The following is a 17917-nucleotide window of genomic DNA, read 5'->3' as shown; positions in this document are numbered from 1 at the left end:
GCGCCGCGCGGGCGGCGCTCGGTCTGATAGACGCTGCAAAAACCAAGGCGTACACGTTAGAATGCCCAACTGCCTCCACCCCTCGGACCCTGCCCCTTGCTCACCGAACCCCGCCGCCGCGCCTTCCTTTCCGCCATGCAAGTGGTGCACTGGCTGCCGCGCGCCGAACTGCCGTTCGCTGCGCCGTCGCGCCCCGAGTTGCTGCTACCGGTGGCCCCGGTCGAGGACCTCGACTTCGATGTGCTGCCGCCAGCCCCTGGCAACGAAAAGCCAATCGCACCCCAGGCGCGCTCCGCCGAGCGGCCCAAAATCGAGATCCCGCGGCCCGGCAGTGGGCCCAAGCCGGCGGTCAAGGCGGTCGAGGCCGAGGCGCAACCCGCACCACCAAGGCCGGCGCCGGTGCCACCGCCACGTTTCGCGCTGCAGTTGCTGCGCGCCGGCAGTTGCCTGCTGCTGGTCGAACTGGCCACCGGCCAGCCGTTCCAGAGCCGCGACCCTTCCTACCTGCTGCTCAAGGACATGCTGCGCGCCGCCGGGCTACCCGATGCACCGCAGATCATCGGCGAGCCGGTGCGCTGGCCGTTGCTGGTACGCGGCAACATGGACCAGGGCCCGGAGGCGGCACGTGATTTTGTCCAGGGCTTTGTCCAGGCGCGCCTGGAAGACGCGCCGTGCACCTGCCTCTGGCTGGTGGGCCTGCCAGCGGTGCGCTTTGCCGCCAACGCCGACGCCCAGGCCTATTACCAAACCCTGAAGCTCGACGGCCTGGGCGATGCCTGGGTCTTGCCGGGCCTTGAACTGTTGATGGACGAGCCGCAGCGCAAGGCGGACGTCTGGAAAGCCATGCGCCAGCTGATGGTGCGCTGGAAGAGCGTTGAATGAGTGACTCGATCAGTTTTCGCCCGATGACCGAGGCGGATCTGGATGCCGTACTTAAGATCGAATATGCCGCGTTCAGCCACCCCTGGACCCGCGGGATTTTCCAGGATGCGCTCAAATCCTACGAAGTCTGGCTGATGTTCGATGGCGAGCAGCAAGTGGGCCACGGGGTGATCAACGTGATCATCGACGAAGCGCACCTGCTCAACATTACCGTCAAACCCGAGAACCAGGGCTGCGGCCTGGGCCTGCGCCTGCTGGAGCACCTGATGGCCCGTGCCTATCAGCTCAATGGCCGCGAATGCTTCCTGGAAGTGCGCGCCAGCAACCAGTCGGCCTACCGCTTGTACGAGCGCTACGGCTTCAACGAAATCGGCCGTCGCCGTGACTATTACCCAGTGGCGGGTGGCCGTGAAGATGCCCTGGTGATGGCTTGTACCCTGCTTGAAGACTGACCCTGCGTGCTGCCTGGTTAACATCGCCTAGCGCGGCTGCCCCGGCACCGGTGGTGCTGGGGCGTCAGGCTGCAACAAGCCCAAATGAGCCAGACAGGCGTGGCACTCTTCCATGACCCAGCCTGTGAAGCGCTGGCGCTTGCCACCATCGTTCAACGGCTGGGGGCTGAGCAGGTGGTAGGCCGAGCCATCGCGGATAAACCCGAACGGCGCCTGCAACTGCCCGCTGTCGAGTTCGTCGCGCACCATCAAGGCAGAGGCCATGGCCACGCCCAAACCGGCGCTGGCGGCCTGGATCGACAGATAGAAATGCTCGTAGTCACTGCGTTCGCAGTGCCGCGCCCGTTGGCCGCTGAGGCGCAGCCAGGTGGGCCAGGCAGCGGGGCGGGTGGTGCTGTGCAGCAGGCGTTGGCGGTCGAGCCGGAACCCGGCGCTGGGGCGGCACACCGGGCCGACCCACTCATCGCAGACCTTCTGGTTGAACAACTGGTTACCCCAATGGAAGTCGTCACGGCGGATGGCCAGGTCGACGCCGCCGCGGGCGAAGTCCAGCGGACCGCCAGCGGCTACCAGGTGCAACTGCAGGTCGGGGTGGGCTACATGGAAACGCGGCAGCCGCGGGATCAGCCAGCGCATGGCGATGGTCGGTTCGCAGGACAGCACCAGCACATTGTCGCGGGCCTGGTGTTGCAAGCGCTGAACGGCGCCTTCCAGTTGTTCGAAGATCGCCTGGGTGGTGCCGTGCAGCGCGCGGCCGGCGGCGGTGAGAAAAATGGCCCGGTTGCGGCGCTCGAACAGTTCTACGCCAAGGCTTTCTTCGAGCAAGCGCACTTGCCGGCTGACGGCGCCGTGGGTGACGTGCAGGTGTTCGGCGGCGCGCACGAAGCTTTCGCTTTGGGCGGCGATGTCGAAGTAGCGGAAGGCGTTGAGTGGGGGCAGTTTCATGGCAGTTCTCCAAGCCGGCACTGCAGCGTTGGGCAGCCTGCACAATCACACGCTGGCTGGAGCAGGCGCTAGGTATCTGTGACTGAAACTATCAGATTTACGCCACGATAAATCGATTTTCCCTGCACCGTAAGCTCCCGATAATTCTCGGTCTGTGCATTTTCATCGCCTATCGAGGGCTATCCCCATGACCGAACTCGTCGCCGTCGCCGTATTCACCCTGCTCGCCGTCATCAGCCCCGGTGCCGACTTCGCCATGGTGACCCGCAGCAGTTATGCACAAGGCCGCAAGGCCGGGCTGGCTGCCGCAGTGGGGATCGCCTTGGGGGTCCAGGTGCACGTGCTGTACACGGTACTGGGCATTGCCGTGATCATCAGCCAGAGCCCGATGCTGTTCCTGGCCATGAAGGTGGTGGGCGCCGGGTATCTGATCTACCTGGGGTACAAGTCGGTCACCAATACCCGGCGCATCAGCCTTGAGGGTGGGGCGCCTAACAGTGCCTCGGTGCTGCAAGCCCTGCGCACGGGGTTTTTGACCAACGCGCTGAACCCCAAGACCATGTTGTTCGTGGTCAGTGCCTACACCCAGGTCGTGCAACCGGGCAGCTCGTTGCAGCTGGCATTTGCCTATGGTGCGTTCATGTCGTTCGCGCACTGGCTGTGGTTCAGCCTGGTCGCGGTGTTTTTTTCCAGCACTGCCTTGCGCAAGGCCATGATCGACCGCCAAGGGCTGGTGGACCGGGTGATCGGCGTGGCGCTGATCGGGCTCGGGTTGACTGTGGCAGTGAGCGGCATCCGCTGACGCCCAAGGGGCAAGAAGGGGTAGCAGCCCCGGGGCTGCTTTCGATGCGGCAGTTCTCGCAGGCAAAGAAAAAGGGCTTACCTTGCGGTAAGCCCTTCGTCTTGTTTGGTGGCTACACAGGGACTTGAACCCCGGACCCCAGCATTATGAATGCTATGCTCTAACCAACTGAGCTATGTAGCCGATGGCGCGCATTATTCTCTTGAACGCCCCCCCTGTCAACACTCATTTCAAAAAAAATTTGCACGCTTTCAAAAACTTAGCGGCCAGGGCCGGTTCTAGCGCACCACAAGCCAGTGCCCGAGCACGCCTTGTAGCTGCAGATGCTGGGCGGCGGCCAGGGATTGCAGGGTTTCCCCGGCGCGGTCGAGGTTGAAATCGCCGCTTACACGGCGATGGGCCAGTTGTTCATCCATAAGCCATACCCGCTGGCCTTGGTAGCTGGCCAGGCGCTCCAGCACCTGCCCCAGCGGCATGTCGCTGGCCTTCAGGTAGCCGCTGCGCCAACTGTCTACGGTTTTCAGGTCCGCTGGGCGTACCGTGCCGATGCGCGTGTCATCGAAGGTTACCCGTTCACCTGTCGAGACCAGGCGCTGCTCACCCCCCTGCACGACCATGGCCTTGCCACTGATGACCACCAGTTCGTCATGGTTGGCATGGCGGGTGACTTGCAGGCGGGTGCCGAACACCTGGATGCGTGCGTTACCCACTGCCACCTCCAGGGCGCGCCCATCGAGCGCCACCTGCAGGTACACCTGGCCCTGTACCAGATGCAGCTGGCGGGTACGGCCGCGCAGGTCCACGTTCATCGCACTGGCGCTGTCCAGGCTCAAGGTCGTGCCATCGGCCAGGCGCGTGCTGCGCCGCTCGCCCACATCGGTGTGCAGCTCGCTGGCCAGGCGCTGCATCCACGGCCAGTAGAGGTAGGTAGCGGCGGCCAGGCCCAGGAGAAAGAACAGCGCCACCCATTTGCCCAGGTGACTGCGGCGCTCGCTTGGCGGCCGTGGGCGAGGGCGGGCGGGTGAGGGCTGCACCTGCTGCCAGAAACGCTCCAGCTCGGCATAGGCCTGGGCGTTTTCAGCAGCTTGGCACCAGGCCGCGAAGGCCTGGCGCTGGGCGTCGTCACAGCTGGGGTGGCGCAACGCCGAGAACCACTCGAGCGCTTCCTGCTCGGGGTCGGGTTGCAGCTGTTTGGCGGGCATCGGGCTCATGGGTACGGTCTGCTCGCGAGTGGGGCCAGTGGGCCCAACGATGACAGGAGAAGTAGACAGGGATGCTAATTATATTGAGAACCATTTTCAAGAACGTCACGACGGAGGGAAAAAAAGGTAGCTAAGTATCTATTTGTTTCCCGATAATCGGATCCCAAACCTGAGGACGGAGATTTAGGCAAATGGCCACCAGTAGCGCCTCCACCGCATCCAGCCAGGCACCGGCCAACCAGGCCACGCCGCTGGTGATGCGTATCATCGGTTTCTGCGCGCTGGCGCACCTGATCAACGACCTGATCCAGTCGGTACTGCCGGCGATCTACCCGATGCTCAAGGCCAATTACAACCTGAGCTTCGCCCAGATCGGCATGATCACCCTGACGTTCCAGATCACCGCGTCGCTGTTGCAGCCCTGGGTCGGCTTTTTCACCGACCGTCGGCCGGCACCGAACCTGCTGCCGCTGGGCACCTTGTGCACCCTGGTGGGGATCGTGATGCTGGCCTTCGTCGGCAGCTTCCCGATGATCCTGCTGGCGTCTGCACTGGTGGGCATCGGTTCCTCCACCTTCCACCCCGAAACCTCGCGTATCGCGCGGCTGGCCTCCGGCGGGCGCTTCGGCCTGGCCCAGTCAACTTTCCAGGTGGGGGGCAACACCGGTTCGGCGCTGGGCCCGTTGCTGGCGGCGGCCATCGTCATTCCGTTCGGCCAGACCCACGTCGCCTGGTTCGGCCTGGCTGCGTTGTTCTTCCTTGGCGTAACCCTGATGCTGCGTGGCTGGTACAAGGAACACCTTAACCAGGCCAAAGCACGCAAGGCGGTGCAGGCCACCCATGGCATCTCCCGCCAGCGGGTGATCGTGGCGCTGATCGTGTTGGGCTTGCTGGTGTTCTCCAAGTACTTCTACATGGCCAGTTTCACCAGCTACTTCACCTTCTACCTGATCGAGAAATTCGCGGTATCGGTAGCCAGCTCGCAGTTGCACCTGTTCCTGTTCCTTGGGGCCGTGGCGGCGGGGACCTTCTTCGGTGGGCCGATCGGTGACCGTATCGGGCGCAAGGCGGTGATCTGGTTCTCGATCCTTGGCGTGACCCCGTTCACCCTGGCGCTGCCCTATGCCGATCTGTTCTGGACCACGGTACTGAGCGTGGTGATCGGCTTCATTCTGGCTTCGGCGTTTTCCGCCATCGTGGTGTATGCGCAGGAGCTCGTGCCGGGCAGCGTGGGCATGATTGCCGGCATCTTCTTCGGCCTGATGTTCGGCTTTGGCGGCATCGGTGCGGCGCTGCTGGGGTACGTCGCAGACTTGCGGGGCATCGAATACGTCTATGGCGTCTGTTCGTTCCTGCCGCTGTTCGGATTGCTGGCGGTGTTCCTGCCCAATACCGGCAAGCGCTGATTTCGTCGGGGCCGCTGCATGCGGCGGCCCCTGCCGATTGACGACCGGACTGTCCTTGGCCTAGAGTGCCGCCACTTTCCCCTCTCACCTGCGTAGTAGCCAAGCAATGCGCCGTACCCCGTCACTGCCCAGCGCCCGCCAGCCTGCCCTTCAGGGCTTGCGCCATGCGTGGCCAAGCGACACGGTACTCAAGCGCCGCCGCAGCGTGCTGTTTGCCTTCACCTTCTCGCCACACTTCGCCTGACCTGATCTGCGCGTTCGCGCCGCTGGCCACTTTGGCCTGCGCGCCTGTGTCTGCACGTTTTTCCGGTTTGCAAGGAGTGGTACATGAACATGCGTTTGCTGGCGGGCCTGTTGTTCGCCGTTTCGGTCGTGGGTTTCAGCCTGGGGGCGAGCCTGCCCCTGGTTTCGTTGCGCCTGCATGAAGCAGGGGCGGGCACCCTGGAAATCGGCATCATCTCGGCTATTCCCGCTGCCGGCATGATGCTTTCGGCATTCCTGGTCGATGCCTGCTGCCGCCACCTCACCCGGCGCACCATCTACCTGCTGTGTTTCAGCCTGTGCACACTCAGCATCGCCCTGCTCGAAGCGGCCTTTGGCTCGCTGTGGCTGCTGGCGCTGCTGCGCCTTGGCCTGGGGCTGGGCATGGGTATCGCCATCATCCTGGGCGAGTCGTGGGTCAACGAACTGTGCCCGGAGCACAACCGCGGCAAGATCATGGCCCTGTATGCCACCAGCTTTACCGGCTTCCAGGTGCTCGGCCCGGCCATGCTGGCAGTACTGGGGGCGGACAGCCCATGGATCACCGGCGTGGTCACCGTTGGCTATGGCCTGGCCTTGCTGTGCATCGTGCTGACGGTGCCCAATGACCATGTGGCGCACGAAGAAGGCGAGAAAAGCTTTGGCCTGGCGGGGTTCTTCCGGGTGGCGCCGGCGTTGTGCATGGCGGTGCTGTTCTTCTCGTTCTTCGACGCCGTGGTGCTGTCGTTGCTGCCGGTATACGCCAGCAGCCATGGCTTCGCCGTGGGTGTGGCGGCGTTGATGGTGACGGTGGTGTTTGCCGGCGACATGTTGTTCCAGCTGCCGCTTGGCTGGCTGGCCGATCGGGTCGAGCGCACCGGGCTGCACCTGGTGTGCGGGCTGGTGGCGATGTCGATCGGTATAAGTTTGCCCTGGTTGCTGGACCTGACGTGGCTGTTGTGGCCGCTGCTGGTGGTGCTGGGGGCGGTGGCGGGGGGGATCTATACCTTGGCGTTGGTGCTGATCGGCCAGCGCTTCAAGGGCCAGGACCTGGTCACCGCCAATGCCAGCGTGGGCCTGCTGTGGGGCGTAGGCAGCCTGGTAGGGCCGTTGGTCAGTGGCGCGGCGATGGGCGTGGCGCCGCATGGCCTGCCAATGGCGCTGGCGCTGATGGCCGGGCTGTTCGTGTGCTTTGCCCGGCAGTCGTTTCGGGCTGCGGGCCGCCTGCGCGCGTTGGCGGACTGACGGCTTCGGGGTTGCTTCGGTCATGAATGGCGGCGTTGCGGCCCATCGCGATACAAGGCCGCGCCCGCACGCGTCAGGCGGCTGCGATGCTGACCCAATACCGGGTATGGTACTCGACCCGCACCGGCAGGCTACGGCTGAGCAGGTGCAGGATGGCGCCGGTGTCGCTCAACTGGAAGGTGCCAGACACCATCAGGCTGGCCACTTCCGGCGCACAGCGCAGCAGGCCCGGGCGATAACGGCCCAGTTCGGCGACAAACTCGCCAAGCGGCATCTGCTGCACGCTGAGTACGCCGTCAGTCCAGCCCCACGGGTCACTGTGCAACGTTACGGCCTGGACACGGCCGTCGCGCCACACCTGCAAGGTCTCGCCCGGCTGTACTTGCCTGCGCAGTGCCGAGGCGGGGAACAGCGTGACCTGGCCACGGCGCACCGCCAGCAGCAGGCCCTGGCGGTTTTCACGCAGCAGCAACTGGCCGTCCTGGGTGACCAGCCGCCCAACCGGCGTTTCGATCAGGAACGGCCGGTGGTCGTTGGCGTTGCTCTCCAGGCTCACTTCACCGCGTAGCAGCGCCAGCTGGCGCTGTTCAACGCTGTAGTCCAGGTCGATGGCGCTGGCAGTGTTCAACTGGATACGGCTGCCGTCGCGCCCCTGCACCTGGCGACGCTCGCCGACGGCGGTGCTGTTGTCGGCCAGCAGCTCAGGTAAACCCAGTGGTTCACGCGCCGCCAGGCCCAGGCTGCCGCCGACGGCCAGCAGCGCCAGCAGCTTGAGGTGGTTGCGTCGGCTGCCACGCTGCTGCTGGCTGCCTTCCAGGGTGCGCCGGCTCAGGTCCTTGGGCAGCCCTGCCAGTTCGTCGCTGAGCAGGCTCACGCGCTGCCAGGCCAGTGGGTGATGCGGGTGGCTGGCCAGCCATTGCTCAAACTGTTGCCGGGTACGCGGGCAGGGGCTGTCGAAGCGCAGCTTCACCAGCCAGTCGATGGCCTGGTCAACCTGGGCTTGGGTGGGGGTGGCATCAGGCATCGGCGTAGCGCAACCGGTAGCAGACGCCCAGGGCGCTGGCCAGGTCGCGCTCGATTGTCGCGCGCGACACGTGCAACTGCCGGGCGATCTGGACAATGCTCAAACCGTCCAGCTGGGCCAGCAGGAAGGCCTGGCGCGCCCGCGGTTTGAGCTGATCCAGGGCGCGGTCCAGGCGCGCCAGGGCATCGAGGATGAGTAACCGGGCCTCTTCGCTGGGCACTTCGGTTTCTGGCACCTGGGCCAGGCTCTGCTGGTAGGCCCGCTCCAGTGCGCGTCGGCGGAACTGGTCGATCATCAATCCGCGGGCAATGCTGCTCAGGTAGGCGCGCGGTTCTTTCAAAGGCGATGCCTGGCGCGCGCGCAATACCCGCACAAAGGTATCCTGGGCCAGATCGGCCGCATGTTCACTGCACCCCACGCGGCTGCGCAGCCAGCCACGCAGCCAGGCATGGTGGGACTGGTAGAGCAGAGCGACCTCGGCCGGTTTGAGCGTGTCGTTGATCTGCATCGTTGCCAAGGCCGGTCCCATGAGGTGTGCGAATGTGAACAGTTCTCAATTCTATGCGCGGAGGAGGCGCGGGGCAATGGTGGGCCAGGAATTAGCCGCGCAAGAACCGGCGTTCCCCCGATGAACGGCTGCGCTAAGCTGCACCTGCACTCGACTTGATGGAGCCGCCATGATTCTGGCCGACCTTTCCCCTGCGGCTTACCGCCAAGCCGGCGAATACCTGGCGGCGCTCGACCCTGACTGGGCGCGGCATGTCGCCGCGACCGGGCCATGCCTGCACCAGGCCACCCCTGGCCGCGAACCTTACGAGGCGCTGGTGCGCGCGATTGCCTACCAGCAGCTGCATGCCCGGGCGGCCGAGGCTATCCTGGGCCGGTTGCTGGCGTTGTTCCCGCAGCATGCGTTTCCGCCGCCCGAGCAGTTACTGGCCGCAAGCCCGCAAACCCTGCGCGCCTGCGGTTTTTCGGCGAGCAAGATGGCGACTATCCAAGGCATTGCCCAAGCCAGGCTGGACGGCCTGGTGCCGACCCGCGAAGCAGCACTGGCCATGAGTGACGACGCCCTGATCGAACGCTTGGTAGCGCTGCGCGGGGTAGGGCGGTGGACGGTGGAAATGCTGCTGATCTATAGCCTGGAGCGGTCGGATATCCTGCCCGTCGACGATTTTGGCGTGCGCGAGGGGTATCGCCGCCTCAAGGGCCTGGACAAGGCGCCGACCCCGGCGCAGATGCGTTCGCTGGGCGGCGCCTGGCGGCCATACCGAACCGTGGCGGCCTGGTACCTGTGGCGCGCCTGAGGTTTTTACACCGCCAAGGCCGGAGCCGGCCGCACGAGTCTGGAAGCATACCCAATGACCGCCTACACCACCCCCGACCAACGCTGGCAAGCCGTCGAAGCCCGCGACCCCGCTGCGGTCGGGCACTTCGTCTATGCCGTGCGCACCACCGGCATCTATTGCCACCCCAACTGCAAGTCGCGGCTGGCCAAGCGCGGCAACGTCGAGTTCTTCAATACCCCTGCGTTGGCCGAGGCCGCTGGCTATCGTGCGTGCAAGCGCTGCACCGCTGGCGCCAAGCCCAGTGCGGCGCGCCATAGCCAGCTAGTCATCCGCGCCTGCCGCCTGATCGAAGCCAGCGACCCCAGCCCCAGCCTTGACCAGCTTGCTGCGCAACTGGCCGTCAGCCCGTATCACCTGCACCGGCTGTTCAAAGCCGAAACCGGCGTTACCCCCAAGGCCTACGCCAGCGCTTTTCGCGCCCGGCGCCTGCGCGCACACCTGGAAGATGCTCGGTGCTCGGTCACCGATGCCATCTACGACGCCGGCTACACCTCCAACAGCCACTTCTATGCCAGCGCCGACCAGCGCCTGGGCATGCGCCCCCGGCAGTACCGCGCCGGGGGCGCAGGGGCCACCATTCATTTTGCCCTCGGCCAGTGCTACTTGGGCGCCATCCTGGTGGCCCAAAGCGACAAAGGCATTTGCGCGATTCTGCTGGGCGACGACCCTGAAACCCTGCTGCATGAACTTCAGGATCAGTTCCCCAAGGCCCGGTTGATCGGCGGTGACCGCGGTTATGAGCAACTGGTTGCCGAGGTGGTGGGGTTCGTCGAGGCCCCGGCGCTGGGCCTGGGCCTGCCGCTGGATGTACAAGGCACAGCGTTCCAGGAGCGCGTGTGGCAAGCCCTGCGCGAGGTGCCCGCTGGCAGCCGCATCAGCTACAGCGACCTTGCCGAACGCATTGGCGCGCCCAAGGCGGTGCGGGCGGTAGCCCTGGCGTGTGCGGCCAATCGCATCGCCGTGGCCATCCCCTGCCACCGCGTGGTGCGCCGCGATGGCGACCTCAGCGGCTACCGTTGGGGCGTGGCGCGCAAGCAGCAACTGCTGACGCGAGAAACGGCACTCTCCTGATGCCTTGAAGCCGCGTAGAATCCCCCGCCAAATCGGATTGTAAAGAGGAATATTCGATGAGGCGTCTGAGCCTTGTTCGTTTTTGCCCTGGCCTGATGGCCATGCTGGCGCTGCTGCTGGTGCTCACCGGCCCGGCCGCGGCGGCCCCTGCCACGCCGTTGTCCAACCCGGCCAACGCCGCAGCCCCGGCAGTGGATGAAAACGCCAGTATCGAGCAGTTGAGCGATAGCCTGGACCAGATTCGCCAAGGCGTCAGCAGTAACGCCAACGACGACCTGCTGTCGCAGTTGCGGCTGGCGGCCATGCAGGTTCAGCGCCAGGCTGATGCCTTGAGTGCGCAGCGCACCACCGATGTGGAAAAGCTCGACGACAAGCTCAAGGTGGTTGGCCCGGCCCAGCCTGACGAGCCTGCGGCCCTGACCCAGCAGCGCAAGGCCCTGGAGGCCGAGAAAAAGGCCCTGGTCGCCCAGCAGGACCAGGCCACCAAGCTGACTCAGTCGGCCCGCGACCTGTCCACGCAAATCGTCAACTTGCGCCGCAGCCAGTTCAACTCGCAGATTACCAGCCGCGCCGCCTCGCCGTTGAGCCCGGCATTCTGGCAGAGCATCATCCGCCCCACCCAGGATGACGTGGCGCGCCTGCGCGACCTGCGGGGCGAAGCAGCCGTTGCCATTGGCAGCGCGTTCAGCCCCGAACACCGCTGGCCGTTCATGGCCAGCCTGGTAGCGGCCATCCTGGTCTGGACCTTGGTACGCCTGTGGATAGAGCGGCTATTGGCCCGTGCCATGGTCCGCTGGTTGCCCGAAGGCCGGCTACGCCGCAGTGCCCTGGCGCTGGGGGTCAGCCTGGCAACCCTGGGCACCATCGCCGGTTCGGTTTCCCTGCTGCGCTGGGGGTTGGAGAGCAATGCCGAACTGGGCAGCGATATCGCCAGCCTGGTCAACCACATCCTGGCGCTGGTGGTGTTCAGCGCGTTCATCGCGGGCCTGGGCCGTGCCATGCTGATGCTGCAGCGCCCGTCCTGGCGCCTGCCGGCCATTCACGACGAAGTGGCCAGCGCGCTGGGCTGGTTCCCCAAGGTGCTGGCCCTGGCACTGATGGTCATGATGACCATGGAGCGCATCAACACCGTGATCGGTGCCAGCCTGGCGCTGACCGTGGCGGTGAACGGCCTGACCGCGCTGGTAGTGGCGATGATCTTCGCCGGCGCGTTGCAGCGCTACCGCCGCACCCTGCGCAAGCATGAGCTGGAACGCCCCACCGGCCTGGGCGGGTTGATCCCGTTCGTGATGGTCATCTGGCTGGGGGTTATCATGCTGGCCATGGTGACCGGGTACCTGACCCTTGCCTACTTCCTTACGGCCAAGTTGCTGTGGGTCAGCCTGGTGATCACGTGCGCCTACCTGTTGACCAGCTTCTTCGGCGACCTGTGCGAAACCCTGCTGTCGCCACGCCAGCCCGGCGGCCTGGCACTGGCGTCGACCCTGGGGCTGGCGCCACGTCACCAGGCCCAGGCCAGCACCATCCTGGCCGGTATCGGCCGCACCGTAGTGCTGTTCCTGGCGCTGCTGCTGGCGTTGATGCCGTCGGGCACCAGCCCCAGCGAACTGCTGCTCAGCCTGGGCGACTGGGACGGTACCGGTGGCAAATTGCTGGGCAACCTGAACATCGTGCCGCAGGACATTCTGCTGGCGATGGCGATTCTGCTCGGCGGCTTGTTCGCCATCCGGGTGGTCAAGCGCTGGCTCAGCGAACGGCTGTTGCCGGAAACCGACATGGACGCCGGCATGCGTGCCTCGCTGGTCACCCTGGTGGGCTACCTCGGGTTCATTTTCCTGGCCATGCTGGTGATGTCGACCCTGCGCATCAACCTGACCAGCCTGACCTGGGTGGTCAGTGCCTTGTCGGTCGGTATCGGTTTTGGCCTGCAGCAGATCGTGCAGAACTTCATCTCGGGCCTGATCCTGCTCACCGAACGCCCGGTGAAGGTCGGCGATTGGGTCAGCCTGGCCGGCGTCGAAGGCGACATTCGCCGCATCAACGTGCGCGCTACCGAAATCCAGATGTCCGACCGTTCCACGGTGATCGTACCCAACTCGCAGTTCATCTCGCAGAACGTGCGCAACGTGACCATGGGCAACGCCCTGGGGGTGGTCGGCATCACCTTGACCCTGCCGCTGGATACGGATGCCAACCGTGTACGTGAGTTGCTGCTGGCGGCCTACCATGAACACGAGGCAATTCTGGATGCGCCCGCCAGCTCGGTGTCGTTCAAGGACCTGACCAGCAATGGCATGGTGATCGCGGTCAGTGGCTATGTGGCCGGGCCGCGCCAGGTGTCGGGTACCCGCAGTGACCTGCTGTTCACCATCCTTGGGCGGCTGCGTGACGAGGGTATCGCCTTGTCTTCGCCGCAGAGCATGGTGCTGGTACAGGAAGCTGCGCGCCCGGCTGACGAAGCGCCGTGATGCGTTTCATGCCAGTGGCACGCGACTAGATGAATGGCAGAAGCTGTCGAAAGGGGCCGCTAAACGGCCCCGCACAGTTCACCCCAGGCACTGTGTCACATGCTTGACCGACTGGTAGCCCGACAAGCCCCAAGGGCCCAGCTCACGGCCTATACCGCTGCCCTTGGTGCCACCCCATGAGGTCTCGACGAACACCGCCTGCACCGAGTTGATCCACACATGGCCCACCTCCAGCGCATCGGCCACCCGCTCGGCGCGCGCCAGGTCTGTGGTGCACACTGTCGCCACCAGGCCGAAGCGGCTGTCGTTGGCCTCGGCAATTGCCTGTTGTTCGCTGGCGAAGCGCCGTGCGCACAATACCGGACCAAAGATTTCTTCGTTCCACAGGCGGCTGCCTTCAGGCACATCGGCATACAGGGTAGGGCTGACGAACCAGCCGCCACGGTCCAGCACTTTGCCACCGACCAGGCACTGCAAACCTTCCTCCCGCGCCGTGGCAAAGTAGCCGGCCACCTTCAGCCACTGGGCCTGGCTGGTCAGTGGGCCCATGTCGGCTTCTTCGCTCAGCGGGCTGCCCACCCGCAGGTTTTCCAGCGCTGCCTGCAGGCGCGGCAGGAGGGCATCGGCAATGCCGTCCTGTACCAGCAGGCGTGATGTGGCCGAGCACATCTGGCCCGCATTCCAGCAGATGCCGGCAACGATCCATTGCACCGCCGCATCGACGTCGCAGTCATCGAACACCAGGATCGCCGACTTGCCGCCCAACTCCAGCGTGACCGGCCGGCATTGCGCCGCTGCGCTGCGCATCACCTGGCTGCCAACGTTATTGCTGCCTGTGAACGACAGTTTGTCCAGGCCGTTGTGGTTGCTCAGCGCTGCACCCGTCTCGGCTTTGCCATTGACGATATTCAGCACCCCGGCCGGCAGGCCCAGGGTGTCGGCGATCTGGCCGTAGGCGAGTTCGCACAGTGGGGTTACTTCCGAGGGCTTGAGCACCACGGTGCAGCCAGCGGCCAGGGCCGGGGCAAGCTTCCAGGCGCTGGTCACCAGTGGGAAGTTCCAGGGTACGATCAGGCCGACCACGCCCACCGGCTCCAGGCGGGTGCGGGCGGTGAAGCCCGGGGCAGCCAGCGGTACGTCGCGGTTTTGCCCAGGCAGTTGTTCAGCCAGCTCGGCGTAATAGCTGAAGGTAGCGATGGCGTCGTCCAGGTCGACTTCTGCCTCGTGGCGCGGCTTGCCGTTGTTGCGCATCTGCAGGGCGACTAGCGCTTCGCGGCGTTGCCCAAGCTGTTCGGCGAAGCCGCGCAGATACGCTGCGCGCTCACTGGCGCTGGTGCATTTCCAGGCGGGCAGGGCTGCACGTGCGGCGGCCACGGCCTGGTCGACCTGCTCGGCACTGGCAGCTATCAGTTCGGCAAACGGTTGGCCCAGCGCAGGGTCGTTGACGCTGATGCAGTCGCTGCCCTGGCCGTCGACCCAGCGGCCGGCAATGTAGTGGGAAGTGGTCATGGTGGTTTCCAGTCAGGCCATTTCGGCAGTGGTTACAGGCGTGTGCGCAGCCTGTTTGCAACGCACCCAGCGTGGGCCCTGCGGGCCATACACGCCGGCAGGTTCGGGGAAAAGGCTGAGCAGCAGCAGGTACAGCACCCCGGCCAGCCCCAGGGTGACCGGCAGGCTCAGGTCAATGCCACCGGCCAGGTCGCCCAACGGTCCGACGAATTGCCCCGGCAGGTTCACGAAGCACAGGCCGACCACTGCGCTGGGGACCCAAGCGCCCATGCCGCGCCAGTTCCAGCCGTGCAGGAACCAGTAGTGGCCACCCCGCTGGCCGCGGGTGAATACCTGCAGGTCATCGGCGTGGTAGAAACCACGGCGGGTGACCAGGCCGAGGATCATGATCACCATCCACGGGCTGGTGCAGGTGATGATCAGCACGGCGAAGGTCGACACGCTCTGCACCAGGTTGAAGGTAAAGCGGCCGATGAAAATGAAACCGATCGCCAGCACCCCGATCAGCAGCGTGGCGCCGGCACGGCTGAGCAGGCGCGGGAACACGCTGGACATGTCCAGGCCTGTCCCATACAACGCCGTGGTGCCGGTGGACATACCGCCGATCACCGCAATCAGGCACACCGGCAGGAAGAACCAGCTGGGGGCGACTGCCAGCAGCCCGCCGACATAGTTGTTGGCGGCAATGTAGTCCGGTGCCTGGGTAGCCACCAGGGTGGCGGTGCACAGGCCGAACAGGAATGGAATCAGCGTGGCACCCTGGGCCGCTATCACCGCCAGCATGATGCGCGCCTTGGGGGTTTCGCGTGGAATGTAGCGCGACCAGTCACCGAGGAAGGCGCCGAATGACACCGGGTTGCTCATCGCCAGGATCGCAGCGCCGACGAAAGCTGCCCAGAAGCCGGCCTGGCCCAGGTTGACGCTGCCTGCGTAGCCCGCGTCGAACGGCCCGGCAAAAGCAGCGATACCCAGCAGGAACAGCAGGCTCGACGCCCACACGGCAATCTTGTTGACCCACAGCATGAAGCGGAAGCCGAAGATGCACACCACCAGCACCAGCACTGCGAACAGGCCGTAGGCCAGGCCCAGGGTCAGGTCGGTTTCCGGCAGGCCGACCAGGCGCTTGGCGCCGCCGACCAGGGCATCGCCCGAACTCCATACCGACAGCGAAAAGAATGCCACTGCCGTGAGCAGCGACAGGAACGAGCCGACGATGCGCCCGTGCACGCCGAAGTGCGCGCCCGAGGAGACCGCATTGTTGGTGCCGTTCAGCGCGCCGAAAAGGCCCATCGGTGCCAGGATCAGCGCGCCAACGGCAACGCCGAGCACGATGGCCCACACCCCCGCCTGGAACGACAGCCCGAACAGCACCGGGAAACTGCCGAGCACGGCGGTGGCGAATGTGTTGGCGCCGCCGAAGATCAGGCGGAACAGGTCCAGCGGGGAGGCGTCGCGTTGATCGGCGGGGATCTGTTCTACGCCGTTTGTCTCGATACCGGTCGAGTGGCTCATGGTGATGCTCCAGCGCGGTTGTTGTGGGCCGGCGCAGTGCGCAAGCCTTCTTGTGGGTGCGATGGCAGGGCGGCAGGGCCGCAAAAAGGTGATCAGGCCGGCGACACGGCCGACAGGTGTTCGTGGCAGGCCAGCCACTGGTCAGCGTGGCGGCGGAACACGATGGTCTCGCGCTCGTTCAGCTGGTGCTCGGCACCGCCGATGCGCAGATGCGTGGCCACATCATGCATGAAGATCGCCACGTCGCCTTGCAGGCTGACCTGGGCGTTGGTGGACGCGCAGGCGAGCACGGCAAACCCTTCGGCCTGCCACTGGGCCCAGACCTTCTCATAGGCCCGGCGTGACATCAGGGGTTGCGCCAAGGTATGGAAAAGGAACGTGGCGTCTTCGCTGAAGCAGGCGAAGTAGCGGGCGGTGTCGTTGCTGGCGAAGGCGGCAACAAGGTCGGCGGCGGCTTGCCGTACCTGCAGGGTCTGGTCCACGGGGTGGCCTCACGGGTTTTTATGATTGTGGTGAAGCGATTCTGGTGGGGCTTGCCGGTGGGAAAAATCGCTGGCGACAAATAATCAGTTCAGGAATTTGTGAAGTGATGCGCTGGCAGCCCGGCGTTTGGCCATACCCGACTGGCGGAGCAGGTCGGAGCAATTGTCTTTCTCAAAATTCGCAAAGCCTGCGCGATTCATTGGGGGAGATTACCCAGCGCTACGGGCTGGGCTGTCGCGCAGAGAACTCAGTTCGTAAGCGAGACGCGGCCGGTGTGGGAGCGGGCGTGCCCGCGAAGCAGGCGACGCGGTGTCTGGCACCGGCTGCGCCGGTGTTCGCGGGCACGCCCGCTCCCACAAGGGCCCTGTTAAATCAAAAAGTTATATATTGTCCTGCAAAAGCCCGGCCGTCGCCTTAGCGATAAGGCCGGCGCGGGCCACATAAAACGAAAACCCCTTGAGGCATGAGCCGCAAGGGGTTTCTGGTCACTGCAGGCTACCGCTTAGACGTTAAACCAGAAGTCAGAGCGCTTAGGCCTCATAAGGTCTGGGTTTTAGTACGAGTCGATATGTGTCATACCCGGTTTAGCGCCCGGTTTGAGTGGCGTGTGACTTTGCTGTCACTGCGGTTGCGTTTTTCTCCGCACGCTGAGGCATTTGACCAAACCTCTCTGCTATGGTGAGCCCGGTGTCAAGGTGTGTAGCAGTTCGGTGCTCAGCTCCATTTGTGAACCGTGGCGCGTGCCAAGCCAGGTGAATTTGCCTCGGTGGAGCCGACGTCCCGTCAAGCAGATGTCCAAGCCGTCGTCTATCGGGGCTTTCTTTCTGAGAGGGTCGAGTGACGAGGTCGGCGGCATTCAAGTAGACTGATAAAGTTGACAATTTGTAGAAACTCGAATGGTCAGTCTGGAGGACATCGCAAAAGACGCTCAGATTCGCGGCCTGCATGGCGACGAGGTGGTTAAAGGCACAAGTGTCGACAAGGCTGGTGACTCGGCGGTCCGCGTCGGCTACCAGAAATGTGCCGGTGGTCACGGTGACCAGATACTGCTTCGCAGCGACGAGCCCCGCCTTGAGCTGGCCCAGGCTAGTATAGCTCTGGCGGTTGATGCCCCAGCTAGCGAATTCAAGCTGGCCTTGGAGGCGTGGTGTATCCAACTGGCGCATCTATTCGATCCGATGATCGCGGAGCACACCAAGAACGAGATCTTCTCCCGCTACAATCCGGGCGAAAAATACATTCTTGCCAATTTACTGGTGGATGGCCGATAGGTGAGTAGCCTTTATTACATTAAGCATCCATTCAAGAGCGAGCTGGAGTTCGACATTGC

At 64.6% G+C, this 17917-nt stretch carries 17 protein-coding genes and 1 tRNA gene; 10 read left to right on the top strand and 8 right to left on the bottom strand.

Going from position 1 to position 17917, the window contains the following annotated elements:
* Positions 1 to 96 precede the first annotated feature (96 nt).
* On the top strand, positions 97 to 882 hold the full coding sequence (locus APH30_RS10215) for a hypothetical protein (RefSeq protein WP_054912451.1): 786 nt from the start codon (positions 97 to 99) through the stop codon (positions 880 to 882).
* Positions 879 to 1334, top strand: a complete 456-nt coding sequence (gene rimI / locus APH30_RS10210; RefSeq protein ID WP_029887538.1) for a ribosomal protein S18-alanine N-acetyltransferase — start codon at positions 879 to 881, stop codon at positions 1332 to 1334. The genes APH30_RS10215 and rimI overlap by 4 nt, the downstream gene beginning before the upstream one ends.
* A 27-nt stretch (positions 1335 to 1361) precedes the next feature.
* Here rimI and APH30_RS10205 read toward each other — a convergent pair whose 3' ends face one another.
* On the bottom strand, positions 1362 to 2279 hold the full coding sequence (locus APH30_RS10205) for a LysR substrate-binding domain-containing protein (protein ID WP_054912450.1): 918 nt from the start codon (positions 2277 to 2279) through the stop codon (positions 1362 to 1364).
* 187 nt (positions 2280 to 2466) lie between these two features.
* On the opposite strand from APH30_RS10205, the gene APH30_RS10200 reads away from it, so the two are divergent.
* Positions 2467 to 3081 carry a LysE family translocator gene (locus APH30_RS10200; protein WP_054912449.1) on the top strand — a complete coding sequence of 205 codons (615 nt, stop codon included), beginning with the start codon at positions 2467 to 2469 and terminating at the stop codon, positions 3079 to 3081.
* A 106-nt stretch (positions 3082 to 3187) separates the two neighbouring features.
* Here the strand turns inward: APH30_RS10200 and APH30_RS10195 are convergent.
* Positions 3188 to 3264 (bottom strand) — tRNA-Met (locus APH30_RS10195).
* Between the two features lie 95 nt (positions 3265 to 3359).
* Positions 3360 to 4283 carry a FecR family protein gene (locus tag APH30_RS10190; protein WP_054912448.1) on the bottom strand — a complete coding sequence of 308 codons (924 nt, stop codon included), beginning with the start codon at positions 4281 to 4283 and terminating at the stop codon, positions 3360 to 3362.
* 191 nt (positions 4284 to 4474) lie between these two features.
* Between APH30_RS10190 and APH30_RS10185 the strand changes: the two genes are divergently transcribed.
* From APH30_RS10185 to APH30_RS10180, 3 genes are all read left to right on the top strand, one after another.
* Positions 4475 to 5689 carry an MFS transporter gene (locus APH30_RS10185; protein WP_009686117.1) on the top strand — a complete coding sequence of 405 codons (1215 nt, stop codon included), beginning with the start codon at positions 4475 to 4477 and terminating at the stop codon, positions 5687 to 5689.
* A gap of 106 nt (positions 5690 to 5795) precedes the next feature.
* Complete coding sequence (locus tag APH30_RS29055) at positions 5796 to 5933, top strand: hypothetical protein (protein WP_165944152.1); 138 nt, start codon at positions 5796 to 5798, stop codon at positions 5931 to 5933.
* A gap of 83 nt (positions 5934 to 6016) precedes the next feature.
* Positions 6017 to 7174 (top strand): MFS transporter, encoded by a 1158-nt coding sequence (locus APH30_RS10180; protein WP_054912447.1) that lies wholly within the window; start codon positions 6017 to 6019, stop codon positions 7172 to 7174.
* Between the two features lie 73 nt (positions 7175 to 7247).
* On the opposite strand, the gene APH30_RS10175 is transcribed toward APH30_RS10180, so the two are convergent.
* Both APH30_RS10175 and APH30_RS10170 read right to left on the bottom strand, forming a co-directional pair.
* Positions 7248 to 8198, bottom strand: coding sequence for a FecR domain-containing protein (locus tag APH30_RS10175; protein WP_054912446.1), 951 nt, complete (start codon positions 8196 to 8198; stop codon positions 7248 to 7250).
* Positions 8191 to 8706: a sigma-70 family RNA polymerase sigma factor gene (locus APH30_RS10170; protein WP_054912452.1), complete on the bottom strand. Its 516-nt coding sequence runs from the start codon at positions 8704 to 8706 to the stop codon at positions 8191 to 8193. Before APH30_RS10170 ends, APH30_RS10175 begins: the two co-directional genes overlap by 8 nt.
* 169 nt (positions 8707 to 8875) lie before the next feature.
* On the opposite strand from APH30_RS10170, the gene APH30_RS10165 reads away from it, so the two are divergent.
* The 3 genes from APH30_RS10165 to APH30_RS10155 are packed head-to-tail and all read left to right on the top strand — an operon-like array spanning position 8876 to position 13083.
* Positions 8876 to 9502: a DNA-3-methyladenine glycosylase gene (locus APH30_RS10165; protein ID WP_054903916.1), complete on the top strand. Its 627-nt coding sequence runs from the start codon at positions 8876 to 8878 to the stop codon at positions 9500 to 9502.
* 54 nt (positions 9503 to 9556) lie between these two features.
* Positions 9557 to 10615, top strand: a complete 1059-nt coding sequence (ada, locus tag APH30_RS10160) for a bifunctional DNA-binding transcriptional regulator/O6-methylguanine-DNA methyltransferase Ada (protein WP_054912445.1) — start codon at positions 9557 to 9559, stop codon at positions 10613 to 10615.
* A 56-nt stretch (positions 10616 to 10671) separates the two neighbouring features.
* A complete protein-coding gene (locus tag APH30_RS10155; protein ID WP_054912444.1) occupies positions 10672 to 13083 on the top strand; it encodes a DUF3772 domain-containing protein in 2412 nt (803 codons plus the stop codon).
* A 78-nt stretch (positions 13084 to 13161) separates the two neighbouring features.
* On the opposite strand, the gene APH30_RS10150 is transcribed toward APH30_RS10155, so the two are convergent.
* From APH30_RS10150 to APH30_RS10140, 3 genes are all read right to left on the bottom strand, one after another.
* A complete protein-coding gene (locus APH30_RS10150) occupies positions 13162 to 14592 on the bottom strand; it encodes an aldehyde dehydrogenase family protein (RefSeq protein ID WP_054912443.1) in 1431 nt (476 codons plus the stop codon).
* A 12-nt stretch (positions 14593 to 14604) separates the two neighbouring features.
* Positions 14605 to 16104 (bottom strand): cytosine permease, encoded by a 1500-nt coding sequence (locus tag APH30_RS10145; RefSeq protein WP_054912442.1) that lies wholly within the window; start codon positions 16102 to 16104, stop codon positions 14605 to 14607.
* A gap of 92 nt (positions 16105 to 16196) precedes the next feature.
* Positions 16197 to 16586 carry a nuclear transport factor 2 family protein gene (locus tag APH30_RS10140; protein WP_054912441.1) on the bottom strand — a complete coding sequence of 130 codons (390 nt, stop codon included), beginning with the start codon at positions 16584 to 16586 and terminating at the stop codon, positions 16197 to 16199.
* An 897-nt stretch (positions 16587 to 17483) separates the two neighbouring features.
* On the opposite strand from APH30_RS10140, the gene APH30_RS10135 reads away from it, so the two are divergent.
* Positions 17484 to 17858 carry a hypothetical protein gene (locus tag APH30_RS10135; protein WP_054912440.1) on the top strand — a complete coding sequence of 125 codons (375 nt, stop codon included), beginning with the start codon at positions 17484 to 17486 and terminating at the stop codon, positions 17856 to 17858.
* Positions 17859 to 17917 lie beyond the last annotated feature (59 nt).

Origin of the sequence: Pseudomonas sp. NBRC 111127 (genome assembly GCF_001320345.1) — a bacterium.
Lineage (GTDB): Bacteria > Pseudomonadota > Gammaproteobacteria > Pseudomonadales > Pseudomonadaceae > Aquipseudomonas > Aquipseudomonas juntendi.
The sequence above is the reverse complement of the archived record's forward strand: the minus strand, read 5'-3'. Positions and strand labels throughout refer to the sequence as shown.